The organism is Brachybacterium sp. ACRRE (assembly GCF_022346485.1).
Taxonomy (GTDB): Bacteria; Actinomycetota; Actinomycetes; order Actinomycetales; family Dermabacteraceae; genus Brachybacterium; species Brachybacterium halotolerans.
In genome coordinates, this window is sequence record NZ_JAKRMO010000017.1 from 52,236 (window position 1) to 63,625 (window position 11,390).

The 11,390-nt window shown below is 72.7% G+C and carries 9 protein-coding genes; all 9 read left to right on the top strand.

Annotation, left to right across the window (positions count from 1 at the left end; all coding sequences use genetic code 11):
* Positions 1-40: 40 nt before the first annotated feature.
* The 9 genes from pth to nagB all read left to right on the top strand — a co-directional run bounded on the left by pth (position 41) and on the right by nagB (position 11,252).
* Complete coding sequence (gene pth / locus MHY49_RS07235; protein ID WP_200503922.1) at positions 41-646, top strand: aminoacyl-tRNA hydrolase; 606 nt, start codon at positions 41-43, stop codon at positions 644-646.
* Positions 643-4,248, top strand: coding sequence for a transcription-repair coupling factor (gene mfd, locus MHY49_RS07240; RefSeq protein ID WP_239203371.1), 3,606 nt, complete (start codon positions 643-645; stop codon positions 4,246-4,248). The genes pth and mfd overlap by 4 nt, the downstream gene beginning before the upstream one ends.
* Complete coding sequence (locus tag MHY49_RS07245; RefSeq protein WP_239203372.1) at positions 4,245-5,030, top strand: MazG nucleotide pyrophosphohydrolase domain-containing protein; 786 nt, start codon at positions 4,245-4,247, stop codon at positions 5,028-5,030. Before mfd ends, MHY49_RS07245 begins: the two co-directional genes overlap by 4 nt.
* 119 nt (positions 5,031-5,149) lie before the next feature.
* Positions 5,150-6,430 (top strand): phosphopyruvate hydratase, encoded by a 1,281-nt coding sequence (gene eno, locus MHY49_RS07250; protein WP_239203373.1) that lies wholly within the window; start codon positions 5,150-5,152, stop codon positions 6,428-6,430.
* A 19-nt stretch (positions 6,431-6,449) separates the two neighbouring features.
* Positions 6,450-7,154, top strand: coding sequence for a septum formation initiator family protein (locus MHY49_RS07255; RefSeq protein ID WP_239203374.1), 705 nt, complete (start codon positions 6,450-6,452; stop codon positions 7,152-7,154).
* Positions 7,151-7,738 carry a DUF501 domain-containing protein gene (locus MHY49_RS07260; RefSeq protein ID WP_370646032.1) on the top strand — a complete coding sequence of 196 codons (588 nt, stop codon included), beginning with the start codon at positions 7,151-7,153 and terminating at the stop codon, positions 7,736-7,738. Before MHY49_RS07255 ends, MHY49_RS07260 begins: the two co-directional genes overlap by 4 nt.
* Positions 7,735-8,685 (top strand): Ppx/GppA phosphatase family protein, encoded by a 951-nt coding sequence (locus MHY49_RS07265; RefSeq protein ID WP_239203375.1) that lies wholly within the window; start codon positions 7,735-7,737, stop codon positions 8,683-8,685. The genes MHY49_RS07260 and MHY49_RS07265 overlap by 4 nt, the downstream gene beginning before the upstream one ends.
* A gap of 133 nt (positions 8,686-8,818) precedes the next feature.
* Positions 8,819-10,189, top strand: a complete 1,371-nt coding sequence (locus MHY49_RS07270; RefSeq protein WP_200503917.1) for an NAD(P)/FAD-dependent oxidoreductase — start codon at positions 8,819-8,821, stop codon at positions 10,187-10,189.
* 277 nt (positions 10,190-10,466) lie between these two features.
* Complete coding sequence (nagB, locus tag MHY49_RS07275; RefSeq protein ID WP_239203376.1) at positions 10,467-11,252, top strand: glucosamine-6-phosphate deaminase; 786 nt, start codon at positions 10,467-10,469, stop codon at positions 11,250-11,252.
* Positions 11,253-11,390 lie beyond the last annotated feature (138 nt).

Below are 11,390 nucleotides of genomic sequence, written 5' to 3' on the forward strand. Positions count from 1 at the left end.
CCCAGGTCCCCGCCCCACATCGCCCCTGGAGGATGCCCCCATGACCACCGCGAACGAGACGTTCCTCGTCGTCGGCCTCGGCAATCCCGGCCCCTCCTACGCGGCCACGCGGCACAACATCGGCCAGATGGTGCTCGACCATGTCGCCGCGCAGACCGGCGGCCGCTTCAAGGCGGCGCGACGCGCCCCCGCCGTCGTCATCGAGGGACGCATGGGCCCGCCCGGGGCGGGCGCCCGCACGATCCTCGCGAAGTCCACCGGCTTCATGAACACCTCCGGCGGCCCCGTCTCCGCTCTCGCCTCCTTCTACGGCGTCGATCCCGAGCACGTGATCGTCGTGCACGACGAGGTCGACCTCCCCTTCGGCACCCTCCGGCTCAAGCGGGGCGGGGGAGAGGGCGGCCACAACGGTCTGCGGGACATCACCAAGGCCCTCGGGACCAAGGAGTACCTGCGCGTGCGCGTCGGGGTGGGCCGCCCGCCCGGCCGGCAGGACACCGCGGATCACGTGCTCGCGCCCTTCCGCCCCGCCGAGCGCAAGGAGCTCGACCTCGTGATCGACGAGGCGGGCGACGCGCTCGAGCTGCTCGTCCTCGAGGGCCTCACCGCCGCCCAGCAGACCGTCCACTCCCGGGAGGCCCGATGACCGCCTCGAACGCGCCGACCCCTCCGGCCCGTCCGGCTCCGTCCGGCCCGCTCGCCCCGCTGCTCGACCTCGTCGCGAGCGGTGAGGACCTCACGCGCCTGCGCGAGCTCGTCGCCCCCGATCCGGCCGCCTCCGACGTCCCCGTCGAGGACTCGGCGACCGTCGCCCCGACCTCCCTGGTGCCCTTCGCCGTCGCCGACCTCGCACGCAGCGCCACCCCCGACTCGCCCCTCGTCGTGCTCACCGCCACGACCCGCGCGTCCGAGGACGCCCGCGCCGCGCTCGAGGCGATGGTCGGCACGACGCACGTGGCCGAGCTGCCCGCCTGGGAGACCCTCCCGCACGAGCGGCTGTCCCCGCGCGCCGACACCGTCGCCCGCCGCCTGCAGACCCTGCGGCGCATCGCCCACCCGGAGACAGAGCAGGGCGTCAGCGTGCTCCTGCTCCCGGTGCGCAGCCTGCTGCAGCCGATCGCGAAGGGCCTCGGGGACCTGCGGGCCGTGCGCGCCCGCGTCGGCGACGACTACCCGCTGGAGCGCCTCGAGCAGGACCTCGTCGACGCCGCGTACGTGCGCACCGACATGGTCGAGAAGCGCGGCGAGTTCGCCGTGCGCGGCGGCATCCTCGACGTCTTCCCGCCCACCGAGCCCCACCCCGTGCGCGTGGACCTGTTCGGCGACGAGGTCGACGAGGTCCGGTACTTCTCCATCGCCGACCAGCGCTCCCTGGAGTCCGTGCCCCACGGGCTCGACGCCGCGCCGTGCCGCGAGATCCTGCTCAGCGACACCGTGCGCGAGCGCGCCCGGGACATGGCGGAGAAGCTCCCGGGCGTGCGGGACATGCTCGAGCGGATCGCCGCCGGCATCGCCGTGGACGGCATGGAGTCGCTCAGCCCGGTGCTGGTGGGGGAGATGGAGCAGGTCGTCGACGTGCTCCCCGCGGACTCCCGCTTCCTCGTGATCGACCCGGAGCGCGTGCGCGCCCGCGGGGCGGAGCTGGTCTCCACGACCGACGAGTTCCTCGCCGCGGCCTGGTCGAGCGCCGCCGCCGGCGGCGGGCTCCCGATCGACGTGGGCGAGGCGAGCTTCGTGCCGCTCCCGGACGTGCGGGAGCACGCACGCTCCCGCGGCCAGCGCTGGCACACCCTCGCGCCCTTCGGCCTCGAGACCGACGTCGACCTCACCGCGCGCGCCGTGAACCACCCCGGCTACTCCGGCCGCGGGGAGGACATCGCGAAGGATCTCGGCGCCCGCCGCACCGAGGGCTGGCGGATCGTGGTCACGATGACCGGCAGCGGCGGCGCCCGCCACGCCGCCGAGTCCCTCGAGGAGCAGGGCGTGCCCGCCCGCTACGTCCACCCGCTCGACGTGCCGCCCGCGCCGGGGGAGCCGATCGTCACCGTCGGCCCCTTCGCCGACGGCCTCGTCGACGAGTCCCTGCGGCTCATGGTGGTCTCCGAGCGCGATGTCACCGGCAAGACCGGCCAGCGGCGCAGCGGGGGCGAGCGGCGCATCCCCTCGCGCCGCCGCAACGTCGTGGACCCCCTGCAGCTGCGCCCGGGCGACCATGTCGTCCACGCGCACCACGGCGTCGGCCGCTTCGTCGAGATGACCAGCCGCACCGTCGGATCCGGCGCCAAGGCGACCACCCGCGAGTACCTCGTCATCGAGTACGCGGCCTCGAAGAAGGGGCAGCCGGGGGACAGGCTCTACGTCCCCAGCGACCAGCTCGACCAGGTCACCAAGTACGTCGGCGGCGAGGACCCCACGGTCAACCGCATGGGCGGGGCCGACTGGGCGAAGACCAAGTCGAGGGCCCGCAAGGCGATCCGCGAGATCGCCGACGAGCTCGTGCGCCTGTACTCCGCGCGCCAGAGCGCGCCCGGCCACTCCTTCGGCCCCGACACCCCCTGGCAGCGCGAGCTCGAGGACTCCTTCGAGTTCGTCGAGACCCCCGATCAGCTCTCCACGATCGACGACGTCAAGGGCGACATGGAGAAGGCCGTCCCGATGGACCGCCTGATCCTCGGCGACGTCGGCTACGGCAAGACGGAGATCGCGGTGCGCGCCGCCTTCAAGGCCGTCCAGGACGGCAAGCAGGTCGCCGTGCTCGCGCCCACGACCCTGCTCTCCCAGCAGCACCTGGACACCTTCACCGAGCGCTTCACGGGCTTCCCCGTGACCGTGCGGGGGCTCTCCCGCTTCCAGTCCGACGCCGACTCCCAGGCCACCATCGAGGGTCTGCGCGACGGCAGCGTCGACGTGGTCATCGGCACCCACCGCCTGATCACCGGGCAGGTGCGGTTCAAGGACCTGGGCCTGCTGATCATCGACGAGGAGCAGCGCTTCGGCGTCGAGCACAAGGAGACCCTCAAGGCGATGCGCACCAACGTGGACGTGCTGTCCATGTCCGCCACGCCGATCCCGCGCACCCTCGAGATGGCCGTGACCGGCATCCGCGAGATGTCCACGCTCGCGACCCCGCCCGAGGAGCGACACCCCGTGCTCACCTACGTTGGCGCGGAGGACGACAAGCAGATCACCGCCGCGATCCGCCGCGAGCTGCTGCGGGAGGGCCAGGTCTTCTTCATCCACAACCGCGTGGAGGACATCGACGCCACCGCCCAGCGGCTGCGCGAGCTCGTGCCCGACGCGCGCGTGCAGGTCGCCCACGGCAAGATGAACGAGAACCAGCTCGAGCGGGTCATCGTCGACTTCTGGGAGAAGGAGTTCGACGTGCTCGTGTGCACGACGATCGTCGAGACCGGCCTGGACATCGCCAACGCCAACACGCTGATCGTCGAGAACGCCGACCGCTTCGGCCTCTCCCAGCTCCACCAGCTGCGCGGCCGCGTGGGCCGCTCGAGCGAGCGCGCCTACGCGTACTTCCTCTACGACGGGTCGAAGCCCCTCACGGAGACCGCCTCGGACCGCCTCACCACCCTGGCCACCAACACCGATCTCGGCGCGGGCATGCAGGTCGCCATGAAGGACCTCGAGATCCGCGGCGCCGGCAACCTGCTGGGCGGCGAGCAGTCCGGCCACATCGCGGGCGTCGGCTTCGACCTCTACGTGCGGATGGTGGGGGAGGCCGTCGCGGCCTTCCGCGGCGAGTCCACCGCGCCCACGAAGGACGTCAAGGTCGAGCTTCCGCTCGACGCCCACGTGCCCCACGACTACATCGCCTCCGAGCGGCTGCGCCTCGAGGCCTACTCGAAGCTCTCCGGCGCGAGCGACCCGGCGACCATCGAGGAGGTCCGCGCCGAGCTCACGGACCGCTACGGCGCGCCGCCGGCCGCGGTCGAGGTGCTCCTGGACGTGGCCCGTTTCCGCCTGGAGTGCCGTGACGCCGGCATCGAGGAGGTCCAGGCCCAGGGCAAGATGATCCGCTTCGCCCACCTCGAGCTGCCCGACTCGGTGGCCATGCGCATGAAGCGCCTGTACCCGGGCACCATGCTCAAGCCCGCCGTGCGCCAGGTGCTCGTCCCGCGGCCGACGACCTCGCGCGTGGGCGGCACCGAGCTGCGCGACCACGAGCTGCTCGCCTGGGCCCGGAAGGTGCTCGGCGTGCTGAAGCCGGCGCCGGCGGAGGACGCGGCGTGAGCGCGGACGGGTCGGAGGACCGGAGCCCGGCGCGGGGGAGCGAGCTGCTGCGCGCGGTCGCCGTGATGGACGCCCTGCGGGCCCCCGACGGCGACGCCTGGAGCGCCCTGCAGACCCATCATTCGCTCGCCCGCTACCTGCTCGAGGAGACCCACGAGGTCCTCGAGGCGATCGAGGAGCGGACCGACGGGTCGGGCCCCTCCGCCGCCGCTCATCTGCCCGACGAGCTCGGCGACCTGCTCTTCCAGATCCTGTTCCACGCCCGTCTCGGGCAGGAGGAGGACCCCGCCTGGGACGTCGACGACGTGGCCCGCGCCTTCGTCCGGAAGATGGAGCGGCGCAATCCGCACGTGTTCGGCGCGGACCGCGAGGACTCGCTCGACGACCGCGGCGACGTCGAGCAGATCATCGCGCAGTGGCATGCCGTGAAGGCCCGCGAGCGGGCGGAGCAGGACGGGGCCGACGGGTCCGAGGAGTCAGGGGAGTCCGACGGGACCGACGCGGACGGCGCCCTCCCGTCCGCCTGGTTCGACGGCATCCCGCACGCCCTGCCCGCGCTCCAGGCGGCGGCGAAGAGCGTCCACCGCTCGCGGTCCGACGCCCGGCTCGACGAGCTCACCGCGGCCGCGGAGTCCGCCGCCTCGGCCCCGGACGCCGAGGAGTGGGGCGCCGACATCGCCCTCCGGCTGCTCTCCGTGGTGCGCGAGGCCGAGGCCCGCGACGTCGACCCCGAATCCGCGCTGCGCACCCTGCTCACGCGCACCCGGGGCCTCTCGCGCTGACGGGTCCGCGCCCGTCGTGGGCGGCCCAGGATCGGTCGCCGGTCGACGACTAGACTGGTGCCGACACCGGCCCGCCCGCGCGGCGCCGGACCTGACCTCACCGAAGGAAGGAAACCCACATGGCTCTCATCGACGCCGTCCTGTCCCGCGAGATCCTCGACTCGCGAGGCAACCCCACCGTCGAGGTCGAGGTGCTGCTCGACGACGGCACCTTCGCCCGCGCCGAGGTGCCCTCCGGCGCCTCCACCGGCCAGTTCGAGGCCGTCGAGCTGCGCGACGGCGACAAGGGCCGCTACCTGGGCAAGGGTGTGACCAAGGCCGTCCAGGCCGTCGTCGACTCCCTCGGCCCGGAGGTCGTGGGACTGGACGCGCAGGAGCAGCGCGCCATCGACCAGGCCATGATCGAGGCCGACGGCACCGCCAACAAGGGCACCCTGGGCGCCAACGCGATCCTCGGCGTCTCCCTCGCGGTCGCCCGCGCCGCCGCCGACTCCTCGGCCCTCCCGCTCTACCAGTACGTCGGCGGCCCGAACGCCCACGTGCTCCCCGTGCCGATGATGAACATCCTCAACGGCGGGTCCCACGCGGACTCCAACGTCGACATCCAGGAGTTCATGATCGCGCCGATCGGCGCGAGCAGCTTCGTCGAGGCCGTCCGCATGGGCGCCGAGGTGTACCACGCGCTCAAGGCAGTGCTGAAGGAGCGCGGCCTGTCCACGGGCCTCGGCGACGAGGGCGGCTTCGCGCCGAACCTCGAGTCCAACCGTGCGGCGCTCGACCTCATCCTCGAGGCGATCCGCAACGCGGGCTACGCCCCCGGCACCGACGTGGCGCTCGCGCTCGACGTCGCGGCCTCCGAGTTCTTCGAGGACGGCTCCTACGCCTTCGAGGGCGGCAAGAAGTCCAGCCAGGAGCTCATCGACTACTACACCGAGCTCGTGGACGCCTACCCGCTGGTCTCCATCGAGGACCCGCTGGACGAGGAGGACTGGGACGGCTGGAAGGCCATCACCGACGCCCTGGGCGACAAGGTCCAGATCGTGGGCGACGACCTCTTCGTCACCAACCCCGAGCGCCTGGGCAAGGGCATCGACCTCGGCGCCGCCAACGCGCTGCTGGTCAAGGTCAACCAGATCGGCTCGCTCACCGAGACCCTCGACGCCGTCGACCTCGCGCACCGCAGCGGCTACCGCTGCATGATGTCGCACCGCTCGGGCGAGACCGAGGACACCACGATCGCGGACCTCGCGGTCGCCGTGAACTGCGGCCAGATCAAGTCCGGCGCCCCCGCCCGCGGCGAGCGCGTGAACAAGTACAACCAGCTGATCCGCATCGAGGAGGAGCTGGGCGAGGCCGCGACCTACGCCGGCGCCTCGGCGTTCCCGCGGTTCTCCGCCTGAGCGCGCTACCCTCGAGCGCATGACTGCACGACGACCGGGCGCCCCACGATCCGCGGGACGCCCGGTCGCCGCGTCCGGGGGCCGGCGCGGCGACCGCGCCCGCACCTCCGGCGATCGGCGACCGGGCAGCGCCTCCTCGCGCCCCGCCTCCGCCTCCCGCCCGCGCAGCGTGCCCCGCGGCACCGATCCGGCCGATGAGCCCGACGGCCCGGTCATCACGATCACGCGGCGCGCGCTGATCCTCATCGCGGTGATCGTGGTGGCCCTCGCCACGCTCGTGCCGACGCTCAACACCTTCATCGCCCAGCGCCAGCAGCTCGCCTCCCTGCAGGATCAGGTCTCCGGCCAGCAGGACGAGGTCGCCGACCTCCAGGCCCAGGTCGACCGCTGGGACGATCCGAACTACGTGGCCGCCCAGGCCCGCGAGCGCCTGCTCTACGCGATGCCGGGGGAGACCCAGTACCGCCTCATGGACTCCTCGGGCAACGACGTCCCCCTCACCGAGGCCCAGCAGAAGCAGGCCGAGGCCTCCTCCGGCGACTGGTACACGACCCTGTGGAGCAGCGTCGAGGGCGCGAGCCGCGCCGACCCCGGCACCACCTCGGTCTCGCCGGCCGACGGCAGGGCCGACGACCCGCAGGCCCCCGGCACGGGCAAGAACAACGGATCCGGCGCCTCCGACGCGGGCGGCTCCGACTCACCCAGCGACCAGGACGACGAGTGACCACGCTTCCCCAGCCCCTTCCCACCCCGTTCCCCGGCACGCTCCCGCCGCTGCCGTACGAGACGCCCGCGAGCGAGGACGACCTCGCGCGGATGCGGGACCAGGTGGGCCGCGAGATGCGCGGCGTCCACTCGGTCGCGCGCCGCTGCGCGTGCGGGCGCCCGGCCGTGGTGCGCACCCTGCCCCGCCTGCCCGGGGGCACGCCGTTCCCGACCTCGTTCTACCTCACCCTGCCCAGCATGGTGCAGGCCGCCTCGCACCTCGAGGCCGCGGGGCGCCTCGCCGAGCTCACCGCGCAGCTCGACGAGGACCCCGAGCTCGCCGCGGGCTACCGCCGCGCCCATGAGCGCTACCTCGAGCGCCGTGCGGAGCTCGGGAGCGTCGAGGAGATCGAGGGCATCAGCGCGGGCGGCATGCCCGGCCGCGTGAAGTGCCTGCACGCGATCATCGGCCACGGACTGGCCGAGGGCCCCGGGGTCAACCCCGTGGCCGACCTCGTCCTCGCCGAGATCGCCCCGGACACGGTGATCTCCGTCTGCCGCTGCGAGAGCTTCGAGGGCACCACGGGGGAGGACGAGCGATGAGCACGGACGGACCCTCCACCGCCCCCGTCGCCGCGATCGACTGCGGCACGAACTCGATCCGCCTGCTGATCGCCCGCGGCGCGGGCGACGGCGGCCTCGTGGACGTCGAGCGCCGGATGGAGGTCGTGCGCCTGGGCTTCGACGTCGACCGCACCGGGCGATTCGACCCCGCCGCGATCGAGCGCACGCTCGCGGCGACGCGCGAGTACGCCGCGGCGATCTCCGCGCACGGCGCCGAGCGGATCCGCTTCGTCGCCACCTCCGCGACGCGCGACGCCTCCAACCGCGAGGAGTTCATCGACGGCGTCCGGGAGATCCTCGGGGTCGCCCCCGAGGTCGTCCCCGGCGATGTCGAGGCGGAGCTGTCCTTCCGGGGCGCCGTGAGCACCCTCGACGGGCTCGTCCCGGGGCAGCGCCTCGTCGTGGACATCGGCGGCGGCTCCACCGAGCTCGTCGCCGGCGTCGAGGCGCCCGAGCACCGCATCAGCCTGGACATGGGCTCGGTCCGTCTCACCGAGCGCCACCTGCGCTCCGACCCGCCGAGCGAGCCGGAGATCGACGCCGCCCGCGCGGACATCGACTCCCTGCTCGACCAGGCCGAGGAGGTCGTGCCGCTGGCGCCCACGCGCACCCTCGTCGGCGTCGCCGGGACCGTCACCACGCTGACCGCGCTCGCGCAGGGCCTCGAGGTCTACACGCCCGACGCCACCCACGGCGCGCGCCTGGACGTCGCACGCATGCGCGAGGTCTGCCTCGAGGTCCTCGCCATGAGCACGGACGAGCGCCGTCGTCGCCCGATCATCCACCCCGGGCGGATCGACGTCATCGGCGCCGGTGCGCTGATCTGGGAGCGCGTCCTCGCGCGCGTGCAGGAGGCCTCCGGCATCTCCGAGGTGCGCTCCTCCGAGCACGACATCCTCGACGGCATCGCACTCTCCCTGCTGTGATCTGAACCACCGCGCGTGGAGCGGCGACCTGCACGAACGTGCGGGCAGTGGGGCAGAAACGCCCCGGAGCCGCCCATGTCTTGCCGAGCGGAGGTTTTTTCTCCGCACAGCTCCTTGGCCCTATCCTGTCGGTATGAACACCATCACCGGCGGAAAGCCCCATGTCCTCATCCTCGGCGGCGGGTCCGTCGGGCTCACCACGGCCAGCGAGCTGCGGAAGTCGCTCGGCTCCGACATCGCGATCACGGTCGTGGACTCGCGCCCGTACCTGACCTTCGCCCCCTTCCTCCCCGAGGTCGGCTCCGGCTCGATCGACCCGCGCAACGCGCTCGCCCCGCTGCGCAAGGCGCTCTCGGGCACGAAGGTCGTCACCGGCGCCGTCACCGGCGTGAAGAGCTCCGAGAAGGTCGTCTCGGTCGAGACCGAGGACGGCGACGACCTCGAGATCTCCTACGACTACCTCGTGCTGGGCCTGGGCTCCGTGCCGCGCCTGCTGCCGATCCCCGGCCTCGCCGAGAACGCGATCGGCTTCAAGTGGGTCGAGGAGGCCGTGGCCGTGCGCGACCGCATCCTCGCGAACCTCGCCGAGGCCGCGTCGACCAAGGATCCCCGCACCCGCAAGCGGCTGCTCACCTTCACCTTCATCGGCGGCGGCTTCGCCGGCGGCGAGGCCGTGGCGGAGGCCGAGGACATGGTCCGCGACGCCCTGCGCTACTACCCCGACCTGCACTCCTCGGACGTGCGCTTCGTCCTCATCGACGCCGCGCCCTTCATCTTCCCCGAGGTCAGCGAGGAGCAGCGCGCCTACGCGCTCAACCAGCTGCGCGAGCGCGGCGTCGAGGTCAAGCTCGAGACGTTCGTGAACTCCTGCGAGAACAACGTCATCAAGACCAGCGACGACGACGAGTTCGAGACCGACCTCATCGTCTGGAACGCGGGCGTGAAGCCGAACCCGCTGCTGAGCGAGGCCGAGGCCTTCGACATCCCCGTGCTCTCCGAGCGCGGCCCGAAGATGGGCAAGCTCGAGTGCCTCCCCGATCTCCGGGTCAAGGGCGCCGAGGGCGCCATGGACGACGTGTTCGCCGGCGGCGACTGCGCGGCCGTCCCGGACCTGGCCTCCGGCGAGGACAAGATCTGCCCGCCCAACGCCCAGCACGCCGTGCGCCAGGGCAAGCGGATCGCGGACAACATCACGCGCTCCGTGCAGGGCCGCCCGCTGGTGGACTACTACCACAAGAACATGGGCACCATGGCGACCCTGGGCATGTACAAGGGCATGGGGTACCTCCTGCTCGGCGACAAGCGCATCGAGCTCAAGGGCGTCCCCGCCTGGGCCGCCGCTCGCGCGTACCACCTGTACACGATGCCGACGATCGGCCGGAAGGCCGCCGTCGTCGCCGACTGGGTGAGCACCGCGATCTCGCGCCGCGACATCATCGGCATCCCGCAGTCGACGAACCCCCGCGGCGCCTTCGAGCTCGCGGCCGGTCCGAAGAAGAAGTGACGCGCTGACCGACATGCGCACGCGGCGCTGACGCGGCGCGGACGACGACGGGCCCCGGGGAGTGATCCCCGGGGCCCGTCGTCGTCCTGCTGCCCGGGGTCCTCGGGCCGATGATCCGTCGCGCACAGCGGGTCCGTCGGAGGCGCGCCGAGCCTCCCCGCGTGCTCTATGATGTGACCGGACATGATCATTGGACGACTGATCCGGTCATGCTCGATCATCGACGAGGCGTCCGACGGGTGCTGCCCGTGACGGACGACGGACTGCAGGAGGACCCGTGGAGATCATCATCGCGAAGGACGCCGAGCAGGCGGCCGCGGTCGTCGCCGACCGCTTCGAGGAGGTCCTGCGCGAGCGCGGCGAGGACGGCGCCGTGCTCGGTCTGGCGACCGGCTCGAGCCCGGTCCTCACGTATCGCGAGCTGATCGCGCGCCACCGCGAGCAGGGACTGAGCTTCGCCCACGCGCGCGCCTTCCTGCTCGACGAGTACATCGGCCTCAGCGCCGACCACGAGCAGAGCTACCACCGCTTCATCCGCGACACCTTCACCGGCCACGTGGACATCCCCGATGAGCTCGTGCTCTCGCCCGACGGCGAGGCGTCCGACCCGCGCGCCGAGGCGGTGCGCTACGACGCCTCGATCGGCGAGGCCGGCGGGGTGGACATCCAGATCCTCGGCATCGGCGCCAACGGGCACATCGGCTTCAACGAGCCCAGCAGCTCCTTCGGCTCCCGCACCCGTGTGAAGACCCTGACCGAGCAGACCGTGCGCGACAACGCCCGGTTCTTCTCGAGCTCCGACGAGGTCCCGATCCACGTCCTCACCCAGGGCCTGGAGACCATCCGCGAGGCGCGCCGGATCGTGCTCATCGCGACCGGCGCGGGGAAGGCGCAGGCCGTGCGCGACATGGTCGAGGGCCCCGTGAGCGCCGCCTGCCCGGCCAGCATCCTGCAGATGCACCCCGCGGTGACCGTCGTCGTCGACGAGGCCGCTGCGCGTGATCTCACGCACGCCGACTACTACCGCTTCATCCAGTCCCAGAAGGACCGCCTGGGCAGCTGAGCGGCGCGTGCGCTCGGCACTTGCACGCCGAGCGCACGCCGCGCACCGCGGCGCGGGACGGCCCCGCCCCTCCCGCGCGCCGTCCACGACGCCCGCCCGGGAACCGGTCCCCGCGCCCGCGCGGATAGCATCTGGACA

What these genes read in the sequence shown, in the direction of transcription:
- eno (WP_239203373.1), top strand. Translation starts at nt 5,150, where the DNA reads ATGGCTCTCATCGACGCCGTCCTGTCCCGCGAGATCCTCGACTCGCGA.
- MHY49_RS07270 (WP_200503917.1), top strand. Translation starts at nt 8,819, where the DNA reads ATGAACACCATCACCGGCGGAAAGCCCCATGTCCTCATCCTCGGCGGC.
- mfd (WP_239203371.1), top strand. Translation starts at nt 643, where the DNA reads ATGACCGCCTCGAACGCGCCGACCCCTCCGGCCCGTCCGGCTCCGTCC.
- MHY49_RS07255 (WP_239203374.1), top strand. Translation starts at nt 6,450, where the DNA reads ATGACTGCACGACGACCGGGCGCCCCACGATCCGCGGGACGCCCGGTC.
- MHY49_RS07265 (WP_239203375.1), top strand. Translation starts at nt 7,735, where the DNA reads ATGAGCACGGACGGACCCTCCACCGCCCCCGTCGCCGCGATCGACTGC.
- pth (WP_200503922.1), top strand. Translation starts at nt 41, where the DNA reads ATGACCACCGCGAACGAGACGTTCCTCGTCGTCGGCCTCGGCAATCCC.